The following is a 21,431-nucleotide window of genomic DNA, read 5'->3' as shown; positions in this document are numbered from 1 at the left end:
CCCACCGGCCGGTCCTCATGGATGCCGGGGCCACGCCTGGGCAAGATGGCAGCGACTGTGCTGACGTCGATGGTCACGGCCAGGCCCCCCTCCACGCCCAGCGGGACTCCCCCCAGCGGGCCCCGCGCCCGCGCCGCAACCCGCCCTGGCTGGGACTGGCGGGTGTGGTGGATCGTCGGCCTCTGCTTCGGGCTCAGCTACGGCGCCAGTCTCCGGCTGCTGAGTCTGGGCGGTGAGGAGGAGCGGGGCAACCGCCAGCGCTTCGATGTCCAGGCCGCCCCAGGCACGACGCTGGAATCCCTGCGCCAGCGCTTCGGCGGCGAGGCCCGGGAGATTCGCGGTGACCTCGACCTGATCGACCTGGAGCAGCAGCAGAAACAGGAGCAGGCCGACCTCGAGGAGCGACGGCGGGGCATGGAGGAGCGCGAAGCGCAGGAGCGGCAGCGGCTGCTCGAGCAGACCGAGACTCCCACCGACGTCGACCCGCCGGCAGCGCCTGGGCCCGTAAACCTCGAGTCCCCGTCGGCCCCCGCCCTCCCCCCGCCACGAACGCCGCCGGCCCGCGAGCGGGAGGCCGCCGGCCCCGCGCCGATCGCCCCGCCTCCGGTGAGCGCCCCACCGGCTCCCGGAAACCAGCCCTGATCTGCCACAGTTCGGTGAATCCTCCGGCCTTGTCATGAGCGCGCCGCAGTCCCTCGCCAAGGCGGCCATGAACCGCCTGGCCGCCCGCCTGGGCAGCGGTCTGGCCGATGCGGCGGCCACCCTGGCGGTGCTCGCCCAGGAGGCTCCAACCCGCGTACAGCAGGAACTCAGCCTGTTCTGGGAGGAGGTGTCCATGGAAGCCGAACGGATCGAGAACGACCGCAGCGCAGCCGCGGCCCCAGCAAGGGGCGGCTCCGCCGACGACCCCCAGGAGCGGATCGATGCCCTGAGGGCCAAGGTGGCCGAACTCTCCAGACGTCTCGATCAGGTCCCCGCGGCCGCCCCCGAAGGTCCGCCGCGGTCTCCGGGGCAAGCCTGATGGCGGCCCCCTCCAGCCCCGGGATCCTGTTGTCCCGCTTCTGGCGCCCCCTGCGCATTTGGCGTCTGGTCGTCCAGTTGCTGGCTGGCCTGTGGTGGGATGGCCGTCCCTGGAGCTACCCGGGGGGGCGCACCCCCGAGCGCCAGGCCGCCCGCCAGCGCCGCCGGGCCCGCTGGCTCACGTCCCAGTTCCTTGAGCTCGGCTCCGCCTTCATCAAGCTGGGGCAGCTGCTCTCGGCCCGCCCCGATGTGCTCCCCGCCGACGTGGTGGAGGAGCTGGCCCATCTGCAGGACCGGGTGCCGGCGTTCCCCTTCCCTGTGGTGGAGTCCCTGCTGGAACAGGAGCTGGGCGAGCGCCGGGCCGAGATCATCGATCTGGCGGTGGAGCCGCTCGGTTCGGCGAGCCTGGCCCAGGTGCACCGAGCCAGCCTGCGCAGCGGCCGGCAGGTGGTGTTCAAGGTGCAGCGGCCCGGGCTGGAGCGACTGTTCCGGCTGGATCTGGAGGTGTTGCAGCAGGTGGCGGCGGTGGTGCAGCGCCATCCCCGCTGGGGTGCTGGCCGCGACTGGGTGGGCATCGCCAAGGAATGCCGCCGGGTGTTGCTGCGGGAGCTGGATTTCCGCCTGGAGGCGGAGCACGCCGCCCGTTTCCGGCAGCAGTTTCTCGATGATCCCGGCATCCGCATTCCTGCGGTGATCTGGGAACTCAGCTCCCGCCGGGTGCTTTGCCTCGACTACCTGCCCGGCATCAAGATCAATGACCGGGAGGCCCTCGTCCGCGCCGGGATCGATCCAGCGGCTGTGGCGGAAAAGGGAGCCGCCAGCTACCTGCAGCAGCTGGTCCGCTTCGGTTTCTTCCACGCCGATCCCCATCCCGGCAACCTGGCGGTCGCCGGAGATGGCTCGTTGATCTACTACGACTTCGGCATGATGGGCCAGATCTCCGAGCGCCTGCGCAGCCGGATCGGGCGCATGGTGAGGGCCGCGGCGGCCCGGGATGCCTCCGGCCTGGTGGACGAGCTGCAGCAGGCCGGCGTGATCGCCCAGGGCATTGACCCTGGTCCGGTGCGACGGCTGGTGCGGGTGATGCTGACTGAGGCGCTCACGCCGCCGTTCAGCGCCAATGTGCTCGACAAGCTTTCGGGCGATCTGTATGAGCTGGTGTACGACCAGCCGTTTCGCCTGCCACCGGAACTCATCTTCGTGATGCGGGCCCTCTCCACCTTCGAAGGAGTGGGCCGCAGCCTGGATCCGGGCTTTAGCCTGGTCACCATCGCCCGTCCTTACCTGCTGCCCCTCATGACCGCCAGCGGTAACGGCCCGAATGAACTGTTCAACGAGATCTCGCGCCAAGCGGCGGAGGTGGGTAGCCGGGCGCTGGGGATCCCCCGGCGGCTGGAGGAGAGCCTCTCCCGCATCGAGCAGGGGGATCTGCAGGTGCTGATTCGCGCCGGAGAAACCGATCGGCTGCTGCGGCGCCTGGCCCTGGCCCAGCAGAGCTCCGGTCAGTCGTTCCTGCTGGGGGGCCTGGCGGTGGCGGCGGCGCTGCTGGCAGCCAGTAGCCGCCCCGCCCTGGTGGCGGTGCCCCTGGTGCTGGGGCTGCCGGTGGGCCTCTCCTGGCTGAAGCTGCAATCGCGGCTCAAGCGCGATGGCCGCCTCGACCAACTCCCGGGTGTCGCCGCAGCATCACGCCGGGAGTGATCGGCGGCCAGCCTCAGCCGCGGCCCCGCGGGCCCCTGTCGTCCACCCCGGCATAGACCGCCTGGCTGCCCAGTTCGTCCTCGATGCGCAGCAGCTGGTTGTACTTGGCGACCCGGTCGCTGCGGCTGAGGGAGCCGGTCTTGATCTGGCCGGCGCGAGTGGCCACGGCCAGGTCGGCGATGGTGGTGTCCTCGGTTTCGCCGCTGCGGTGGCTGATCACGCTGGTGTAACCGGCACGGCTGGCCATGTCGATGGCCTGCAGGGTTTCGGTGAGTGAGCCAATCTGATTCACCTTGATCAGGATCGAGTTGGCGATGCCCTGCTCGATCCCCTGCTGCAGACGGGTGGTGTTGGTCACGAACAGATCGTCGCCCACCAGCTGCACGGTGCTCCCCAGGCGCTCGGTCAGCAGGCGCCATCCCTCCCAGTCGTCCTCGGCCAGGCCGTCCTCGATCGAGACGATCGGGAAGCGGCTGGCCAGGGCCGCCAGCTGGTCGACCATCTCGGCACTGGTGTAGCTGCCGCCGCCGAAGGCGTAGCGACCATCGGCATAGAACTCGGTGCTGGCCACGTCGAGGGCCAGGGAGATCTGGTCGCCGGGGCGGTAGCCGGCCTTCTCGATCGCCTGCATCAGCAGTTCGCCGGCGGCGTCGTTGCCGGCCAGGTCGGGGGCGAAGCCACCCTCATCGCCCACGGCGGTGGAGAGGCCCTGATCCTTGAGCAGCCCCTTGAGGGTGTGGAACACCTCGGCGCCCATGCGCAGGGCCTCGCGGAAGCTGCCGGCCCCATGGGGCACCAGCATGAATTCCTGGAAATCGAGGTTGTTGGAGGCGTGGGCGCCGCCGTTGATGACGTTCATCAGCGGCACCGGCAGCAGGGTGGCCATCGGGCCGCCCAGGTAGCGGTAGAGGGGCAGGCCCAGGGCTTTGGCGGCCGCATGGGCGGTGGCCAGGCTCACCGCCAGGATGGCGTTGGCACCGAGGGCCGATTTGTTGTCGCTGCCGTCGAGTTCGTTCATGGCCTCGTCGACGGCGCCCTGGTCGAGGGCACTCAGGCCGCAGAGGGCCGGGGCGATGCGCTCCTCGATGTTCTCCACCGCCTTGCTGACGCCCTTGCCGAAGTAGGCCTTCTCGCCGTCGCGCAGCTCGTGGGCCTCATGGGCGCCGGTGCTGGCGCCGCTGGGGACGATGGCGCGGCCGAAGGCGCCTCCCTCCAGGTACACCTCCGCCTCCACCGTGGGGGTGCCCCGGGAGTCGAGCACCTCACGGGCCACGATGGAGTCGATGACGAGGTCGAGGGAGTCGTACACAGGGAGTGTGCTGGTGGGCGAATCCTATGGGTGGCCCTCCACCCTTGCCTGTGTTCCCTGCACCACCGTCCGGCCATGGCCCGGGCCCACGGCCCCCTGGTCAGAATGGCTCCAGCTGGTCCAGCACCGATGCGACTGCTTCACACCATGCTCAGGGTGGGCGACCTGGAGCGCTCCCTGCGCTTCTACATCGAGGTGCTCGGCATGAAGCTGCTGCGCCGCAAGGACTATCCCGGTGGCTCCTACACCCTGGCCTTCGTGGGCTACGGCGATGAGAAGGACACCACCGTGCTGGAACTCACCCACAACTGGGGCACCGAGGCCTACGAACTCGGCAGCGGCTTCGGCCATCTGGCCATCGGCGTCGATGACATCTACGCCACCTGCACGGCCATCGCCGCCAAGGGCGGTCGGGTGGTGCGCGAACCCGGCCCGAAGCAGCACGGCACCACCGTGATCGCGTTCGTGGAGGATCCCGACGGCTACAAGGTGGAACTGATCCAGACGTCGTCAAGGTCCGATGCGCCCTGATCCCCGCCTGCGCGACGACCGGGAGCCGGCGGGCACTCCCGCCAGCCTCACGAGCGATCCCGACCGCTTCAGCGACGCCGCCTGGGATCTGCTGATCGCCTCCCAGGAGCAGGCGAGGCGCTGGCGCCATGGCGCCATGGACGTGGAGCACCTGTTGCTCACCCTGCTGCTGAACCGGCGCTTCGCCACCTGGGTGGCGCCGCTGCCCCTCGACGAGGACCGGTTGCTCGATCGACTGGAAACCTTCTGCGCCGATCAGCCTGGTGGCGACGGCGGCACGCTCTATATCGGCGATGCCCTCGAAGATCTGCTCGAGGAGGCCGATCGCCGCCGGGCGGCCTGGGGATCCCGGCTGCTGGATGTCCCCCATGTGCTGCTGGCCCTGCTGGTGGATCCCCGCATCGGGGCGTCCCTGCTGGTGGAGGAGGGACTGAGCGAGGACCTGCTGCTGCGCCAGTGGCGGCCGCTGCCGTCCGCCATCCCATCCGTCGCGGTGTCCCCACCCGCAGCGCCGCCGGCACCGGCCCCTGTGCCGGCGCCAGTGCCAGTGCCAGAGCCGGACACCGGCCTTACCCTGCAGCGGGAGGGCGATCCCGAACCAGGTGCCCTGGCCCGCTACGGGCGCGACCTCACCGCCGCCGCCCGGGCCGGAGAACTCGATCCGGTGGTGGGACGGGATCCGGAGATCCGCCGGCTGATCCAGGTGCTCTCGCGCCGCAGCAAGAACAACCCGGTGCTGATCGGTGAGCCCGGCGTCGGCAAGACCGCGGTGGCCGAATCCCTGGCCCAGCGGATCGTGGCCGGCGAGGTGCCCGATGCCCTGCGGGGCCTGCGGCTGGTGGCTCTGGATCTGGGGGCCCTGATCGCTGGGGCCAAGTTCCGCGGTCAGTTCGAGGAACGCCTGCGCAGCGTGCTGGCGGAGGTCCGCGACAGCGACGGGGTGCAGGGCCGTGCGGGCGGGGTGGTGCTGTTCATCGATGAACTGCACACGGTGGTGGGCAGTGATCGCTCCGGCACCGATGCGGCCAGCATCCTCAAACCGGTGCTGGCCCGGGGCGACCTGCGCTGCATCGGCGCCACCACCCCCGAGGATTACCGCCGCAGCATCGAGAAGGACCCGGCCCTGGAGCGTCGTTTCCAGCAGGTGGTGATCCGCGAGCCCGACGGCCCCACCTGCCTCGAGATCCTGCGGGGGCTGAAGGAGCGCTACGAGCTCCACCACGGTGTCACCATCACCGATGGGGCCCTGGTGGCAGCCTCCAGGCTCGCGGCCCGCTACATCAGCGACCGCTGCCTGCCCGATTCGGCCATCGACCTGATCGACGAGGCCGCCGCCAACCTGCGCATGGAGGCCACCTCCAAGCCCCAGGTGGTGGAGGCGGCGGAGGCGGACCTGCGGCGGGTGGAGCTGGAGCTGCTGGCGGCGGAGGCGGCTCCGCTGGAGGAACGTCTGCAGCTGCAGGAGCAGCGGCGCTGCGCCCACGAACAGCTCGAACGCCTGCAGCGGCGCTGGGCGGGGGAGCGGGAGCGTCTGGAGGAACTGCGCGAGCTCATGCACCAGGACGAGGACCTGCGCCATGCCATCGCTGAGGCGGAGCGGGACGGGGACCTGGAGGAGGCGGCCCGGCTCCAGTACGACCAACTGCACGGAGTGCAGCAACGCCGCGCCGCCGTCGAGGCGGAGCTGCAGAGCGATCCGATGCTGCGCGAGCAAGTGGAGGAGGGGGACATCGCCGATGTGGTGGCCCGTTCCACCGGCATCCCCGTGCAGCAGTTGCTGGCCGGCGAACGCCAGAAGCTGCTCGAGTTGGAGCAGCGGCTGGCTGGGCGGGTGATCGGCCAGCCGGAGGCGGTGGCGGCGGTGGCGGCCTCGATCCGCCGGTCCCGGGCCGGCATGCAGGCCCCCACCCGGCCGGTGGGGTCGTTCCTGTTCCTGGGGCCGACGGGTGTGGGCAAGACCGAACTGGCCAAGGCCCTGGCGTCGGCCCTCTTCGATGAGGAGGAGGCCCTGGTGCGGCTGGACATGAGCGAATTCATGGAGCGCAACGCCGTCGCCCGCCTGGTGGGGGCACCCCCCGGCTACGTGGGTTACGAGGAGGGGGGACAGCTCACCGAGGCCGTGCGCCGCCGTCCCTACGCGGTGCTGCTGCTGGATGAGGTGGAAAAGGCCCATCCCGATGTGTTCAACCTGCTGCTGCAGGTGCTCGACGACGGCCGCCTCACGGATTCCCAGGGCCGCACGGTGGACTTCCGCCACACGGTGGTGATCATGACCAGCAACCTGGCCAGCCGGGCGATCCTGGACCGGGCCCGCTCCGGCTCCAGCCCTGATGGCGGCAGGACTTCCCTTCATCCGGAGGAGGGCGAGCTGGCCCAGGAGCGTGCCCTTGATCTGGCGGTGGAGGAGGCCCTGTCGCGCCAGTTCCGCCCGGAATTTCTCAACCGCATCGATGAGGTGATCCGTTTCCGGCCGCTCGCCCGCACCGATCTCGAGCGCATCGTGCGGCTGCAGCTGGCGGAGCTGGCGGCCCTGCTGCGGGAGCAGCACCTGGAGCTGGAGCTGGACGAGGCCGTCGTGGTGGCACTGGCCCAGCAGGGCTACGAGCCGGAGTACGGCGCCCGCCCGCTGCGGCGGGTGCTGCGCCGTCGCATCGAGAATCCCCTGGCCACCGAATTGCTGGAGGATCACTTCAGCGGCGCCAGGGGTGTGCGGCTGGAGCTCGCCGGCCCCGGGGACGGGGGCTTTCGCTTCGTTCCCCTGAGGGCCGAAGGGGAAGGACGTCCGGTAGGGTGATCGTTTGTCGATGCTTGCCGACGTAATGGCAGCCATCGCCTCCACACCGTGGAACCCATCCCCCCCGTCACCACCACCACGAGCAGTCCCGATGGGCCCCTGGCCCAGAGGAATGGCCTGTCCGATCCCGACGAGGGGCCGGATGGTGCCTCGCCAGAAGAGGAGACCCCCACCGGTTTCCTCGCGGTCACCCTCGCGGAACTGCGCAAGGTTGTCTGGCCGAGCCGCCAGCAGCTGTTCAGCGAATCGGTGGCGGTGATCCTGATGGTGAGCCTTTCGGCCGCAGCCATTGCCGCGATCGATCGCTTCTATCACTGGGGATCGGCCCAGATCTTCCGTTGATGACCCTTCCCCTGTCTGCCGTGCCCGAGACCGTGCCCGAGATCGAACCGGACGCCCCCGAGGTGCTGGAGCTTCCTGGCGAAGGCCCTGGCCTTGCCGCCGAGGGGGGCGACCTTGCCGCCGCAGACGGTGCCGCCGCAGCGGGTGAAGCCACCAAGCCCCAGGTGGCCCGCTGGTTCGCGGTTCAGGTGGCCTCCAGTTGCGAGAAGAAGGTCAAGGCCACCCTCGAGCAGCGGGCCGTCACCCTGGGGGTCAGCAACCGGATCCTCGAGATCGAGATCCCCCAGACCCCTGGTGTCAAGCTCAAGAAGGACGGCAGCCGCCAGTCCATCGAGGAGAAGGTGTTTCCCGGCTACGTGCTGGTGCGCATGGTTCTCGATGAGGACACGATGATGGCCGTGCGCAGCACTCCCAACGTCATCAATTTTGTGGGCCAGGAGGAGCGCCGCGCCACCGGCAAGGCCCGCGGCCACATCCGGCCGCGGCCCCTCAGCCGCCAGGAGGTGGATCGCATCTTCAAGCGTGCCGCCGAGAAGAAGCCTGTCCTCAAGGTCGACCTCACCGAAGGCGATCAGATCCTCGTCACCGCCGGTCCGTTCAAGGACTTCCAGGGCGAGGTGATCGAAGTCTCCGGTGAGCGCAGCAAGCTGAAGGCCCTCCTGTCGATCTTCGGCAGGGAGACCCCGGTCGAGCTCGAGTTCTCCCAGATCAGCAAACAGAGCTGATCAGTGGCGGCCGCCTCCCTGCGGAGGGCGGCCCAGGGTGGTCCCGTACGGGACCGCCACGCTGCCGGGCCGTCCACCGCCCCGGCGATCCGCAGCACTCCCGCGAGGGAGTCCCGTCCCGCTCTCCCGCAAGGGAGTTCCGTCCCCTAGTCCAGACGATGGCCAAGAAAGTCGTAGCTGTGATCAAGCTGGCCCTCCAGGCCGGCAAAGCGAACCCCGCACCACCGGTGGGCCCTGCCCTCGGTCAGCACGGGGTCAACATCATGGCGTTCTGCAAGGAGTACAACGCCCGCACCCAGGAAAAGGCCGGGTACGTGATCCCGGTGGAGATCTCGGTCTTTGAAGACCGCAGCTTCACCTTCATCACCAAGACCCCGCCCGCTTCGGTGCTCATCTCCAAGGCCGCCGGCATCGACAAAGGTGCCGCCACGTCCGCCAAGGGCTCCGTGGGTGCCATCAGCCGCGCCCAGCTCGAGGAGATCGCCAAGACCAAACTGCCCGACCTCAATTGCGCCAGCGTTGAGTCGGCCATGCGCATCATCGAAGGCACTGCCCGCAACATGGGCGTTGCCGTCAGCGACTGACCCCCCTCGGGCGTCGTTCCACTCCATTCACCTACCTGGGGGAGACCGCCCACGGTCGTCCGCACCCCTTCCTGTCATGACAAAAATCTCCAAACGCTTCACGGCCCTCGCCGCCAAGGTGGAGGACCGCTCCTACGACCCGCTCGAAGCCATCGAGCTGGTCAAGGACACCGCCACCGCCCGCTTCGACGAAACGATCGAGGCCCATGTGCGCCTCGGCATTGATCCCAAGTACACCGACCAGCAACTGCGCACCACCGTGGCCCTGCCCAACGGCACCGGTCAGACCATCCGCATCGCGGTGATCGCCCGGGGCGAGAAGGTGGCCGAAGCCAAGGCCGCCGGTGCCGACCTGGCCGGCGACGATGAGCTGGTGGATCAGATCGCCGGCGGTGCCATCGACTTCGATCTGCTCATCGCCACCCCCGACATGATGCCGAAGGTGGCCAAGCTCGGCCGGGTGCTCGGTCCCCGTGGTCTGATGCCGAACCCCAAGGCCGGCACCGTCACCACCGATCTGGCTGGCGCCATCAACGAGTTCAAGGCGGGCAAACTGGAGTTCCGGGCCGACCGGGCCGGGATCGTTCACGTGCGCTTCGGCAAGGCCAGCTTCCCCAGCGCCAAGTTGCTGGAGAACCTCAAGGCCCTGCAGGAAACCATCGACCGCAACAAGCCAAGCGGTGCCAAGGGCCGCTACTGGAGGAGCCTCTATGTCGCCTCCACCATGGGCCCCTCGGTGCAGGTCGACTTCGCTGCTCTCCAGGACATCAAGCAGGACAGCTGAAGCCCGCCCGTGCCTTCGTTGTCCTGGGTGCGGATCGGTGGCTTGGTGGCCGTTCCGCTCACCCTGCTGATGCTGGGGTGGGGCCTGCGCTCCGAGCCAGGCGCCCTGCCGCCGGAGTCCTCCGGATCACCGTCCAGCCGTGGCGGTGGTGTGGTCACCTTCGTCGGTGATTCGCTCACAGCCCAGGGCAACTGGCAGGCGGCGTTCCCCGCTCACGTGGTCCACAACCAGGGCGTCAGTGGCGACACCAGCGTCCAGCTGATGGCCCGTTTGCCGTCGATCCGCCAGACCGGTGCCGCCACCTACCTGGTGATGGTGGGGATCAACGACATCGTCTGGGGTTACGACCCCGGCCGCATCGCCGGCCGGATCCAGTGGCTGCGCACCGGCCTCCAGATTGGTACCGGGGCGCGGGTGATCGTCCAGTCCACCATTCCCTGTGCCCGCTTTCGCTGTGGCGCCGACGGGGTTCGGCGGGTGGCGGAACTCAACCAGCGGCTCGCCCAGCAGACGCCAGCCCGGGACTACGTCGATCTCACCACGGTGATGGCGGACGCCGATGGTCTCAAGCGCGCCTACACGGTGGATGGCGTGCATCTCAACGCCGCCGGTTACGCCCGTTGGCAGGCGCGGCTACGGGAACTGGGCCTGCCGTGATGTAGGTTGAACAACTGGATTCGTCCAGAAGGGCACGCGCCCAACCCAAGACAGCAGGTCGTCAGGGTCGTCGATTCCGGTCGCTCGTTCCTTGTCGTAAGTCCTGCCGAGGTACACGCGATTGGTTTTTGCCTGGGATGGGGTCTCCAACGGAGTCACTCAGATCGGAGCGGAGCGATGAGCGGCCTCGAAGCTTCCCTACCCGGGGGGCTGTCCGGGCTGCGTTCCCTGCTTGTTCCCCCGATCCGATCCACTTCCTATGGGCCGCACGCTGGAGAACAAGCAACAGATCGTCGAAGAGCTCAAAGGGCTCCTCGGTGAAGCCGAATTGGCGCTGGTCCTCGATTTCAAGGGCCTGACCATCAAGGAGATGACTGATCTGCGGACCCGTCTGCAGGCCAGCAACGGTGTGTGCAAGGTGACCAAAAACACCTTGATGCGCCGTGCCATTGATGGTGACAGCGCCTGGTCGGATCTCGATTCCCTGCTCACGGGCACCAATGCCTTCGTCCTGGTCAAGGGCGATGTCGGCGGTGCGGTGAAGGCCCTGCAGTCCTTCCAGAAGGACACCAAGAAGTCGGATGTGAAGGGAGGCCTTTTCGAAGGCAAGCTCCTGTCCCCCTCCGACATCCAGGCCATCGGGGATCTGCCCTCCAAGGAGGTGCTCATGGCCCAGATCGCCGGTGCGATCAATGGCCTGGCCACCAAGCTGGCTGTGGGCATCAACGAGGTTCCGTCCGGTCTCGCCAGGGCGCTCAAGCAACACGCCGAATCCGGCGAAGGTTGAGTTCGCTTTTTTCGCGAACCCCTGGGCTCCACCGATCCTCCCGTTCTGTTGCTGATTCCCCCCCATGTCCGCTACCACCGACCAGATTCTCGAACAACTGAAAACCCTCTCGCTGCTTGAGGCTTCCGAGCTCGTCAAGCAGATCGAAGAGGCCTTCGGCGTGTCCGCCGCCGCTTCGGCCGGCGTCGTCATGGCCGCCGCCGCCCCCGGCGCCGCCGCCGAGGCGGTTGAGGAGCAGACCGAATTCGACGTCATCCTCGATGGCTTCGATCCGGCCGCCAAGATCAAGGTGCTCAAGGCCGTCCGCGAGGCCACCGGCCTCGGTCTGGGCGAAGCCAAGGCCCTTGTCGAAGCCGCTCCCAAGGCCGTCAAGGAAGGCATCTCCAAGAACGATGCCGAAGCTCTCAAGAAGAGCATCGAAGAAGTGGGTGGCAAGGTCTCCATCAAGTGACCGGCCACCGTCGGGTCTTCAGGCCCGGCGACCCCTTCCTTTCCACGCCGGCCCTTCGGGGCCGGCTTTTTTCGTGGTCGCGTCCGGTGACGGCTGCGCGCGTGCCCCGGGCACAGGGAGGGCAACCCATAAAAAAAGAGCCCCGCCGAAGGCAGGGCTCTGGAGATGGAACGATTCCGGGAGTCTGTCCTCGTTTCGACCCTGGAAGAGCGTCCTTCACTCCTCACCAGATCAGATTAATTGAGGGGGAAGGCAGGTGGGGGGTGAGGAGTCCGGTGATTCAACTGGTCCCGGACCAGGGCCGCAGACGGGATCAAGCGATGGGGTCAGAGACCCCCTCCATTGGCCTCGGTGTAGGGAATCACCTGGAGGGCGATCGCCCGACCGGAGCTCCCCGAGCCCATGCTGTCGTTGCGCTGGTCGAGCAACGGCGGGGTGGTGGCAATGCCGGGGAGTTCGGCCCGGCCCGGGGGGCGCCGGAACGTCTCGCCTCCGCCGGCCCGGGCGATCAGTTGCTCCAGGGGGGCCGGACTGGCGAAGTAGAGGTGGGACAGGGACCTCTGCTCGTAGGTGCGGCGTTTGAGATCCCAGCCGGGTTCGAGCGTGAGGGCGACGAAGCCGTCCCGGTCCCGCAGGGGAACCTCGGCCCCTCCCAGCACCAGGACGGCGGAACTTCTAGGCGAGACGGCCTGCAGCTCCAGACGGGAGCCCACCTGCTGCACCTGCAGGCGATAGGTGGTGCCCATGTCCTGGTCGGCGACCCGCAGGGAATAGCCGTTGCTGTCGAGGTAGCGATTGCAGATGCCGGTGAAGTCGAACCGGTTCAGGGTTGGATCCACCAGCCCGTCCGGGCGGGCCTGCCAGCAGGAGGGCTGGGCGGCCAGCTGCTCCAGCACCAGGAGGGTCCAGTCGTTGTCGCCCACCGGCCTCGCCAGCACCGCGAAACTCTGGGGGTCCACCTCCGTGCTCTGGAACAGGCCGGCGGCCATGGCCAGCCTGGGCTGCACCATCGGCAGGCCGGCTCCGGCCAGGGCCAGGCCCGCCAGGGCCAGGTAGGTTCGCTGCATGGGAACACCTCCAGGGCCCGGGCGTTCTCCGGGAGAGAGGGTCTCATTCAAGCGATGCTGTCAAGGGGACTCCATGGGTGATCGTCCGGTGCGGGTAGTGGCTGCCGCCTGCGACGGGGCCTGCAGCGGCAACCCAGGCCCGGGGGGCTGGGGCGCCCTGCTGCGCTTTGAGAACGGCTCCCGGCGGGAGCTGGGTGGGGCGGCAGCGGCCACCACCAACAACCGCATGGAGCTCACCGCCGCGCTGGCGGTGCTGGAGGCCCTGCGGGATCTGCCGCGCCATCCCGATCTGGTGCTGCGCACCGACAGCCGCTATTTGATCGATGGTTTCGAGAAGTGGATGGCCGGCTGGAAGCGCAAGGGCTGGCGGACAGCCTCCGGTGGGGCTGTGCTCAACCGCGATCTCTGGGAGCTGCTCGATGCCGCCAGGTTGCCTGGGCTTGCCCTGCGTCACGTGCGTGGCCACAGCGGCGATCCGGACAACGACCGCTGCGATGCCATCGCCGTCGCCTATTCCCGCGGCCAGACCCCGAACCTGGCGGTGGAAAGCCGATCCGGCGTCGCGGTTGAGGCGGTGCCAGAAGACGTGGCTGCAGACGTGACAGAGGAGGTGGCGGTTCCCGACGTTGTGGATCTGGCCCCCAGCTCGCTGCAGCAGTTGCTCTCCCGCATGGAGCTGGCCGATCGGCTTGCCGCAGGCGGCTACAGCCTGCGGGCCGTGGAGCTCGCCCGGCTGCTGGAGGTGCCCACCGCCACCCTTGAGGGGAAAGGCGATCCTTGGCTCTGGCGCGACTGGCTCGTGAGGCCCCTGGGCAACGGGAGCTGGCGCCTGGAGCGCGGCACGGGAGGATTGGCCAGGCCGCAGTGAGGAGGTAGGAATGGCGCAGGAGCAATCGACCGGCGGCGGCCAGGTGGGAACCGGCGCCCTCTATGCCCGCTTCGTCGAGCCGCTGCTGCGACGTGACGACGGTGCCGACGCCGAGCAGCTGAGTCGTCTGACGCTTCTGGCCCTGGGCCAGGCCTCCCTGCGGCGCCGCTGGCCCCTGGTCAGCGGCAGCCTGGCGGGGCTGGGGGCAGAGCTGCAGCGGCGGGATCCCCGCCTGGAGCAGACACTGTTCGGCTGTCGCTTTGCCAACCCGGTGGGGCTGGCTGCGGGCTTCGACAAGAACGGGGTGGCGGCCGCGATCTGGCATCTGTTCGGTTTCGGCTTCGCCGAGCTGGGCACCATCACCTGGCAGCCCCAGCAGGGAAATCCCCGGCCGAGGCTGTTCCGGCTGGCCGAGGAGCGGGCCGCCCTCAACCGCATGGGCTTCAACAACGACGGGGCCAGGGGCGTGCGCCGGACCCTGGAACGCCAGGGGCTGCCCCCGCCGGGGCAGCGGCCCGCGGTGCTCGGCATCAACCTCGGCAAATCGAAAGCGGTGTCGCTGGAGATGGCCCCCGACGATTACGCCGCCTCCCTGGAGCTGCTGGCTCCGCTGGCCGACTACGCGGTGGTCAACGTGAGCTCGCCCAACACCCCGGGGCTGCGCGACCTGCAGGAGGAGGCCCAGCTCAGGCGACTGGTGGAGCGGTTGCGGCGCCTGCCGGCCTGCCCTCCCCTGCTGGTCAAGATCGCGCCTGATCTCGAGGATGACGCCATCGACACCATCGCCCGACTCGCTTACGAGGAAGGCCTGGCTGGCGTGATCGCCGTGAACACCTCAGTCCATCGACTCGGACTCGAAGGGCGCCGTTTGCAGGCCACGGGGCAGACCCTCGCCGAAGAAGCCGGAGGACTGAGCGGCCGGCCCCTGCGGCGGCGGGCGGTGGAGGTGTTGCGGCGGCTGCGGGCGACCGCAGGTCCTGCGTTGCCGCTGATCGGTGTGGGCGGCATCGACTCAGCCGAGGCCGCCTGGGAACGGATCAGTGCAGGAGCGTCCCTGATCCAGATCTACACGGGTTGGATTTACGAAGGCCCCGCACTTGTGCCATCGATTCTGGAGGGATTGAGCCACCAGCTCGATCGCCATGGCTGCAGGACGCTTTCTGAAGTTGTAGGTTCGGGGATGCCTTGGCGCCCATAAGTCGGTAACTTTCGCAGGCATCGGATCGGAGTCTTGGTTTTTTCTGGCCTGATCGGCTTGAAGGATGATCTGGACGACCGTCTGCGACCGATCCGAGCGCAAGTCCTGCCACGACGGCTGCTGCTGGAGCTGCAGGACGACGCCTTGATGGGACAGGTTTTGCGGGGAAATGGGCCAGAGCCGGTGAGCATCGATCTGCCCCTGCCTCCGCTCACCTGCCTGGATGGCCAGCCCCTGGAGAAAGAACCCCTTGGTGACCTGATCGGCGATCTGATGGTGCGCGACGGTCTGCTGGATGCCGTCGTGCTCGCCTCCCTTCCCGAGGGGGCTGCCGAGTGGCGCGTCATCGACTGGCCCCTGGAGGCGATCCCCGATGACCCCATCCAAGCGTTGCGGACGATCGATCCTCCCCTCAGTCTTGCCGTTCCACTGAGCGAAGCGACCATCGATCTGCAGCCCCTGCCGGGTGCCAACCCCCGCATGCTGCTGGCCGTGGCGTCCAGGAAGCTGGTGGACGACTGGATCGAGGTGTTCAACCTGGCCGGAGTCCCGCTTGAGCGGCTGGCCCCGGCCCAGTCCTGTCGCTTGGCGGCGGTGAATGCGCTGCTGGAGCACACGGCGGAGGATGTCCTGACTCTGCTGATCCATCCGCTGCCGGGGGGGGGGCGGTTGCTGCTTCTGCGTCGCGCCGAGCCGGTCTTCGATTGGCCTCTGCCCGAGGACGATGATCAGCTCGTTCGGGAAGTGACCCGCTGCGTGGCCTTCTATCGACGCCGCCATCCTTCCGTGCATCGGCTCCGGCTGTTGCTCAGCGCGCCGCTTGCCAGCCAGGATCAGCTCCAGGACGCGCTTGGGGTGCGCGCCGAACTTCTCACCACCCAGCCTTTTGGATCTCTGGTCCTCCAAGGGCTGGCGATGGTGGAGAGGGTCCGATGACAGCACCTCTCGATCTGCTGCGGGAACGGCGCAAGGAGCTCGGCCAGGAGAGCATGATCACGGCGCTGCTGGATCGGCGTCCGCTGCTGATCAGGGGTGCCCTGATCGGAGCTGCTGTGCTGGTGATGGCGGTGGGTGGTACCGCCCTGGTGCTCCTCCGTTCCTTGGTGGTCAAGTCCCAGACCGCCCAGCTCACCCGTTTCGAAGTCGAAGCCACCCAGATGCAGGCCGAGATGACGGCCAGCAAGGCGAAGCTCGACCAACTCACCACCACCACCCGCAGCCTCACCGAGGGCCTCACCACCCTGCGCACCTCCTCGGCCCTTCTGGCCGACCTGCAGCTGCGCATCCCCGAGGGCATTCAGCTGCAGAGTGTCGAAGCCGAGGACCAGAAGCTGGTGCTCAAAGGTCAGGCCCTGGATCCCCTGGCCTTTGCTCGCATCAATGCCCTGCAGCTGGAGCTGGCCCGCTCGCCCCTACTGGAGGCCAAGGGGGTGACGCTCGTCAAGCTGGAGAGGGTCCCTGCCGCCGCCCCTGTGGCCGGGCAGGCCGGGCAGGCGGCCCCAGCTGCGGTCCGTTTCGAACTCGTCGGTCCCTTCGCCAGCCTGCCTCCCGCCCGGCAGCTGGTGGTGATGCGGCAGCTTGGATCGGAGGGCATGGTGCGTCGGCTCCAACTGCTCCAGGCGGAGGGCCTGATCCCATGACGAATCTTCAGCAAGGATCCTCCAGGCTTCCCGTTGCCAGCCTGCGCCTGATCTGGCTGCTCCTGCCGGCGGCTGTGCTGGGCGGGCTGGGCCTGTTGGTGGTTCTCGCCGGCCTGCTGCCCCTCTGGGCCACGCTCCAACGCGACAGCCAGCGCCTCCAGGAGCTGGAGCAACTGCGTGATCAGGTGACCCTGATGCGGGGGCAGCTGGTGACCACCCAGGAGAACACCGAGGCGGCCATGGCCAGCAAGGCCAAGATCGAGCGGCTGATCACGGGCAACGGCGACCTGTCCACCTTTGTGGCCATCCTCGACCGCGAGGCCGAGGCCTCGGGCGTTCAGCTGACGCTGTTCGAGCCCACCCAGGCGGCCGCCACCCCAGCTGCGCAGACGGGCGCCGCGGCGCCCGCCGCCCCAGCGCCTGGCACCCCAGCCGCTCCGGCCGCACCGTCGGATCCCCTGGCTCTTCAGGGTCTCACCCAACGAACGCTGCTCCTATCGGCCCGAGGGTCATTCCCTTCGCTTCTGGCGTTCCTGCGGCGCCTCGAAGCCCTCAACGTGCTGGTTGTGCAGAGCGACCTCAACCTCACCCTGACCGAAACGGGAGCCACGGACGCCCGACGGGTCAACCCCACTCCAGAGGTCGTCATGAAGCTCACCCTGGGCCTCTACAGCCGCACTCCAGCCCCCTCAGCGCCACCTGCCGCCGACGCGGCACCCGCACCGACTCCAGCCCCAGCAACCCCAGCAACTCCGAACTGACCATGCCGATGCAACGGGATCCGGCAACTGGCCGTTTCACACAAGTGCAGATACCATTCGACCGATTCGGAGATCAACGGAGCGTGGCAAAACGTCAGTGGCGGCACGTTCTTTCTGCATCTTTTGGTGTCGTGGTCCTGCAGCAGGGGACCGGTCTGGCGGCCATGGCGTCCGCTGCTGTCCCCGTCCCGGGAGGAGGATCTTCCGCTTCGCGGCACGCTGACATCGCCCAGGCCAGCGGCTCGCTCGACATCAAGCTGCGGCGCATGCCTGATTCCGTCGAGGTGGTGATTGAGGGCACCGGCCCTTCACCAGTGCTGCAGCAGACCACCCAGGGCGCCATCTGGCTGGGCCGGCTGCAGACCGCCACCCCGATGGCCCTGCGGCGCGGCCCGGTGCAGTTGTCCCTCCCCGAGGCCGGGATGCAGAGAATCACGTTCGACGGCTCGGGCAACCTTTTCGAACTGAGGGTCTCCCCCACCCCGGGTTTCCCCCTCGGCCGGCCCGTGGTGAGCGCTGACGGCCGCAGCCTGATCCTCACCTTCAACGCCCCGACGCTGAGCACCCTGCAGACGCTCTCCCCCAACTTCACCACACCCGGAAGGGTGCCCCAGCCTGGCTTCATCCCGCCGCTGCAGCCGCGGGCCGTGGCCCCGCCGCTGGGGGACATGGCGGTGGGATCGATGACCATCAGCAATCCCAGCTATGTGAACGTGAGCGGCCCGCCGGTCACCATGACCCTGCGCAACGCGCCTGCCAAGGACGTGCTGATGGCCCTCAGTCAGTTGGGGGGGTACGGGTTCGTCTATGTGGATGAATCTCCGGCGCCAGGTGCCACTGGCGCAGCGGCCACACCCGCGGCAGCGGGCATGCGCCCAATCTCGATCTCGTTCCGCCGCGAAAGCTATGGCCGGGCGATCAACTCAGCGCTCCTGGCCGCTGGACTGCAGGGCAAGCGCGACGGCAACACGATCTTCGCCGGCCCCAACGTGCTGGCCAAGAGCTTCGGCGCCCAGCTCTCCAAGGTGTACCGGCTGAACCAGGTGCCGGCGAATGCAGCCGCCGACTATCTGGCCAACCTGGGGGCCCAGGTCACCAAGACCAACACGATCACCACCGCCGTCTCCGAGGGCGTCGCCGCCACCGCCGCTCCCGCCGGCAGCCCCACGGCCTCCACCACCACCGCCAGCACCACCACGACGGTGGAGTCCTTCGGGGCCACGAACGGCCCCCTCATCGGCCTGCGGGCCACCACCGACACCCGTCTGGGCACCATCACCCTGGTGGGCGCACCTGGCCTGGTGACCATCGCCGAGCAGTACCTCAAGCAGCTGGATCTGCGCCAGCGGCAGGTGGCGCTGTCGGTGAAGATCCTGGATGTGAACCTTCAGAACGACACGGATCTCTACAACAGTTTCGCCTTCCGCTGGGGCAACAACTTCATCGTCAATGACAACGGCACCCTGGCGGCGAACTTCGGTGGTGTTCTGGGTGGATCTTCCTTCCAGAGAACCCTGGATGCGCCTCTGCTGCCGGGGACTCCCCTCGCGGGCTTCCAAGGACAGACCAATCCAGGCGCGGCGGTCGGAGCGACGGGTCAGCCGCTTTATCCCAACAACAATTTCTTCGATTTCTTCCAGGCCCGTGTCCTGGCCGATAACTCCAAAGTGCTGGCCAGCCCCACTCTGATCCTTCAGGAGGATCCCTCCATCCTGCGTGAGGATGCCTCCGGCGGTGGTGGCAGCAGTGGTGGGGGTGACACCTCCGGATCCAGCCTCTTCTCCTCCTCCTTCGACAACATCGATGCCCCGATCGGGCGCAAACGGGGCAATGAAGGGGTCGTGAGGGTAGGGATCAACGTGCCCACTAACGTCACCTCCAACGTGACCGGAACCTCGGCCACGGTGAGCTGCACCATCAGCGAACTGTCGACGGCGGGTCTGGTGCTGGGGGCCCGCGTGCAGAAGATCGACGACAACGGCTTCGTCACCTTCTCCCTCTCCCCCAGCATCTCCGCGGTGGAACGGGAGGTCAGCGCCGGCGATCAGTGCCCCCCCATCAGCATCCTGCGGATTCGCCGTCTGGATACGGGGGTGGTGCGCGTGCGCGATGGCCAGACCCTGATCCTCACCGGGGTGATCTCCGATTTCGATCGGGCCCTGGTTTCGAAGTGGCCGATCCTGGGCGACATTCCCATCATCGGCCAGTTCTTCCGGGCTTCGTCCAACAACCGCGAGAAGCGGGAGCTGGTGATCATGGTGACGCCGCGCATCATCAACGACACCGAAGGCGGTACCTTCGGCTATGGCTATCAGCCCTCCACCCCGGCCTCCCGCGCCTTCCTGGGCGGCGAGCCCCAGCCCCCCATGACCCCTTGAGCGGGGACACCCCCTGATTCAGAAGGCCAGCGGCAGCAGGAACTTCATCGCCAGCGGGGCCACGGCGGAGGCGAACGCGGCGGCTCCGGAGAGCATCTGGCCGCCCATTCCGCTGCCTTGGTTGGCTTTCTTGCCGGGTTTCAGCAGGGCGGCGGCCACGTCGGTGAGCTGTTTCGCCTGCTCCTCCTCGCCGGCCTGGCCGTAGAGAACGGCGGCATAGTTGATGTCCTGGGCGGCCAGTTCGGTCTTGCCCTGTTCCGTGCGGCTCAGGCCTCGGGCCACCCAGCTGATCGCGGCCTGGGGCTGCAGGCGGATCGCCTCGGAAAACAGCTGCTCCGCCTGGGGATGGCGGCCCTCCAGGGCCGCGGTGACCCCGGCGTTGTGCAGTTCGGGGTAGCTCAACACCTCGGGGCCCACGCCGCGGGCGTCCTGCCAGTGGCTGCGGGCCAGCCCGCCGGGATCGAGCTGGGCGCCGCTGAGATCGCTCTGGCGTAGATCGGTGCCTTCCAGCCTGGCGCCCCGCAGATCTGCGCCCCGCAGGGACGCGCCCTGGAGGCTGGTGAAGCTGAGATCGGCGCCTTCGAGGCGTGCCCCGTCCAGGCGGGCCTGGCCCAGGTTGGCGCGCTGGAGTTTGGCGCCCCGCAGGTCGGCGTCGCGCAGGTCAGCGTGGACCAGGTCGGCGTCCTGCAGCTTGCAGCGTGGGCAGTTGCGCTGACCCAGCAGCCGCATCAGATCGGCGTCGCTTCCCGCCCGTGCCGGGCCGGCCAGCAGCAGGGCCAGCAGCGCCGAAGCAGCGACAACGCGGCCTGACCCTTGGAGCGTGGTCATGGTCGCCTGTTCAGGGGTGGTCCCGTTGTACCGCTTCCGCCGGGAGGTTGCCGGTCCGCAGGGAACGGCGAAGCACCCGTCCCAGCCGCTGGGCCTGCCGTCGTCCCGTCCGGCTGGGGGCGCTGGCGAAGCGGTGCTGCTGGTAGGTCGCCACGAAGGCCTCCAGGGGATCGACCAGGGATGGCCAGCGCTCCGCCAGTCTCCGGGCGAAGCCGCCCAGGGTTTCCCCCGCCGCCGGGGCCATGCCCTGCCGGGCGAAGGCCCGCAGGGTCCGCTCCAACTCCAGGCGCAGGGGATCGCCGCTGCGGCGGCGGCCCAGCCAGCCCAGGCCCCCCAGGCTGGCGGCCAGGCTGATGGCCACCGCCAGCAGCACCACCACCCCCAGCAGGTGGCGCTGCTCCCCCAGCAGCCTGGCCACCAGGGCCTGCTGCTGCTCGCTGTCGTACCCCAGCCACCAGCGGGCCCAGGCGATGTCGAGGCCCCACCATTGCTGCTGCAGCCAGTCCCACGGGCCACCGCCGGCACGGCTTCTGGCCCCCGCCGTCGCGCTGGCCAGGGGGTCTCCGTCCGCCCAGGCGGTGGGATCGACCCGCCGCCAGCCTTCCCCCTGCAGCCAGACCTCGCTCCAGGCGTGGGCATCGGCCTGGCGCAGGTCGATGTAGCCAGTGCCGCCCACGGGTTGCACCCACTGCCCGCCGCGGTAACCGCTCACCACCCGCGCCGGCACCCCCGCGGCCCGCATCAGGGTCGTGAAGGCACTGGCGTAGTGACCACAGAAGCCGAGCCGGCTCTCGAACAGGAAGTGGTCGAGGGGCGCCTGACGGGGCAGGGCCCCGGGCTCGAGGCTGTAGCGGAAGGGCTGGCCGCGGAACCAGCTGGCGGCGGCGTTCAGCCGCTCCCGGTCGCTGCCGAGACGCCGCCATTCGCCGGCCAGGGCCTCCAGCCGCGGGTTCTCACCCAGTGGCAGCAGCAGGTCGCCGGGGCCGGGGGGGGCGCGGCGCCAGTCGCC

22 protein-coding genes are annotated in these 21,431 nt (G+C 68.7%); 18 read left to right on the top strand and 4 right to left on the bottom strand.

Annotation, left to right across the window (positions count from 1 at the left end; genetic code table 11):
• Window positions 1-69: 69 nt before the first annotated feature.
• The 3 genes from VB739_RS10580 to VB739_RS10570 are packed head-to-tail and all read left to right on the top strand — an operon-like array spanning window position 70 to window position 2,718.
• Window positions 70-642, top strand: coding sequence for a hypothetical protein (locus tag VB739_RS10580; protein WP_323357026.1), 573 nt, complete (start codon window positions 70-72; stop codon window positions 640-642).
• 34 nt (window positions 643-676) lie between these two features.
• Window positions 677-1,021, top strand: coding sequence for a hypothetical protein (locus tag VB739_RS10575; protein WP_323357025.1), 345 nt, complete (start codon window positions 677-679; stop codon window positions 1,019-1,021).
• On the top strand, window positions 1,021-2,718 hold the full coding sequence (locus tag VB739_RS10570) for an AarF/ABC1/UbiB kinase family protein (protein ID WP_323357024.1): 1,698 nt from the start codon (window positions 1,021-1,023) through the stop codon (window positions 2,716-2,718). The genes VB739_RS10575 and VB739_RS10570 overlap by 1 nt, the downstream gene beginning before the upstream one ends.
• A gap of 13 nt (window positions 2,719-2,731) precedes the next feature.
• Here the strand turns inward: VB739_RS10570 and eno are convergent, their stop codons facing one another.
• Window positions 2,732-4,027 (bottom strand): phosphopyruvate hydratase, encoded by a 1,296-nt coding sequence (eno, locus tag VB739_RS10565; RefSeq protein WP_323357023.1) that lies wholly within the window; start codon window positions 4,025-4,027, stop codon window positions 2,732-2,734.
• Window positions 4,028-4,156: 129 nt separating this feature from the next.
• On the opposite strand from eno, the gene gloA reads away from it, so the two are divergent.
• From gloA to rplL, 9 genes are all read left to right on the top strand, one after another.
• Complete coding sequence (gloA, locus tag VB739_RS10560; protein ID WP_323357022.1) at window positions 4,157-4,558, top strand: lactoylglutathione lyase; 402 nt, start codon at window positions 4,157-4,159, stop codon at window positions 4,556-4,558.
• Complete coding sequence (locus VB739_RS10555) at window positions 4,548-7,352, top strand: ATP-dependent Clp protease ATP-binding subunit (protein ID WP_323357021.1); 2,805 nt, start codon at window positions 4,548-4,550, stop codon at window positions 7,350-7,352. The genes gloA and VB739_RS10555 overlap by 11 nt, the downstream gene beginning before the upstream one ends.
• Window positions 7,353-7,400: 48 nt before the next feature.
• Complete coding sequence (secE, locus tag VB739_RS10550) at window positions 7,401-7,694, top strand: preprotein translocase subunit SecE (RefSeq protein ID WP_416233320.1); 294 nt, start codon at window positions 7,401-7,403, stop codon at window positions 7,692-7,694.
• A complete protein-coding gene (gene nusG / locus VB739_RS10545) occupies window positions 7,694-8,419 on the top strand; it encodes a transcription termination/antitermination protein NusG (protein ID WP_323357020.1) in 726 nt (241 codons plus the stop codon). The genes secE and nusG overlap by 1 nt, the downstream gene beginning before the upstream one ends.
• A gap of 158 nt (window positions 8,420-8,577) precedes the next feature.
• On the top strand, window positions 8,578-9,003 hold the full coding sequence (gene rplK / locus VB739_RS10540; protein WP_254944870.1) for a 50S ribosomal protein L11: 426 nt from the start codon (window positions 8,578-8,580) through the stop codon (window positions 9,001-9,003).
• A gap of 76 nt (window positions 9,004-9,079) precedes the next feature.
• Window positions 9,080-9,787: a 50S ribosomal protein L1 gene (gene rplA / locus VB739_RS10535; protein ID WP_323357019.1), complete on the top strand. Its 708-nt coding sequence runs from the start codon at window positions 9,080-9,082 to the stop codon at window positions 9,785-9,787.
• A 9-nt stretch (window positions 9,788-9,796) separates the two neighbouring features.
• Window positions 9,797-10,444: a GDSL-type esterase/lipase family protein gene (locus VB739_RS10530; RefSeq protein ID WP_323357018.1), complete on the top strand. Its 648-nt coding sequence runs from the start codon at window positions 9,797-9,799 to the stop codon at window positions 10,442-10,444.
• Between the two features lie 259 nt (window positions 10,445-10,703).
• Window positions 10,704-11,231: a 50S ribosomal protein L10 gene (gene rplJ, locus VB739_RS10525; protein WP_323357017.1), complete on the top strand. Its 528-nt coding sequence runs from the start codon at window positions 10,704-10,706 to the stop codon at window positions 11,229-11,231.
• Window positions 11,232-11,295: 64 nt separating this feature from the next.
• The gene (gene rplL / locus VB739_RS10520) at window positions 11,296-11,682 is read left to right on the top strand and encodes a 50S ribosomal protein L7/L12 (protein WP_216906680.1); all 387 of its coding nucleotides are present in this window, start codon (window positions 11,296-11,298) and stop codon (window positions 11,680-11,682) included.
• A gap of 326 nt (window positions 11,683-12,008) precedes the next feature.
• On the opposite strand, the gene VB739_RS10515 is transcribed toward rplL, so the two are convergent.
• Window positions 12,009-12,749: a DUF3747 domain-containing protein gene (locus VB739_RS10515; protein ID WP_323357016.1), complete on the bottom strand. Its 741-nt coding sequence runs from the start codon at window positions 12,747-12,749 to the stop codon at window positions 12,009-12,011.
• 73 nt (window positions 12,750-12,822) lie between these two features.
• On the opposite strand from VB739_RS10515, the gene VB739_RS10510 reads away from it, so the two are divergent.
• The 6 genes from VB739_RS10510 to VB739_RS10485 all read left to right on the top strand — a co-directional run bounded on the left by VB739_RS10510 (window position 12,823) and on the right by VB739_RS10485 (window position 19,594).
• Entirely contained in the window at window positions 12,823-13,617 is a 795-nt protein-coding gene (locus VB739_RS10510) for a ribonuclease H (protein ID WP_323357015.1), read from the top strand.
• Between the two features lie 10 nt (window positions 13,618-13,627).
• Window positions 13,628-14,815: a quinone-dependent dihydroorotate dehydrogenase gene (locus tag VB739_RS10505; RefSeq protein WP_323357014.1), complete on the top strand. Its 1,188-nt coding sequence runs from the start codon at window positions 13,628-13,630 to the stop codon at window positions 14,813-14,815.
• 57 nt (window positions 14,816-14,872) lie between these two features.
• Entirely contained in the window at window positions 14,873-15,751 is an 879-nt protein-coding gene (locus VB739_RS10500; RefSeq protein WP_323357013.1) for a hypothetical protein, read from the top strand.
• Window positions 15,748-16,455 (top strand): PilN domain-containing protein, encoded by a 708-nt coding sequence (locus VB739_RS10495; protein ID WP_323357012.1) that lies wholly within the window; start codon window positions 15,748-15,750, stop codon window positions 16,453-16,455. The genes VB739_RS10500 and VB739_RS10495 overlap by 4 nt, the downstream gene beginning before the upstream one ends.
• The gene (locus VB739_RS10490) at window positions 16,452-17,216 is read left to right on the top strand and encodes a hypothetical protein (protein ID WP_323357011.1); all 765 of its coding nucleotides are present in this window, start codon (window positions 16,452-16,454) and stop codon (window positions 17,214-17,216) included. Before VB739_RS10495 ends, VB739_RS10490 begins: the two co-directional genes overlap by 4 nt.
• A 266-nt stretch (window positions 17,217-17,482) precedes the next feature.
• Window positions 17,483-19,594, top strand: coding sequence for a hypothetical protein (locus VB739_RS10485; RefSeq protein WP_323357010.1), 2,112 nt, complete (start codon window positions 17,483-17,485; stop codon window positions 19,592-19,594).
• Window positions 19,595-19,612: 18 nt separating this feature from the next.
• On the opposite strand, the gene VB739_RS10480 is transcribed toward VB739_RS10485, so the two are convergent.
• A complete protein-coding gene (locus VB739_RS10480; protein ID WP_323357009.1) occupies window positions 19,613-20,422 on the bottom strand; it encodes a pentapeptide repeat-containing protein in 810 nt (269 codons plus the stop codon).
• 10 nt (window positions 20,423-20,432) lie between these two features.
• Window positions 20,433-21,431 (bottom strand): transglutaminase domain-containing protein (locus VB739_RS10475; protein WP_323357008.1); only part of this gene is annotated, 999 nt, incomplete at its 5' end.

Origin of the sequence: Cyanobium gracile UHCC 0281 (assembly GCF_034931305.1) — a bacterium.
Lineage (GTDB): Bacteria > Cyanobacteriota > Cyanobacteriia > PCC-6307 > Cyanobiaceae > Cyanobium > Cyanobium gracile_A.
The sequence above is the reverse complement of the archived record's forward strand: the minus strand, read 5'-3'. Positions and strand labels throughout refer to the sequence as shown.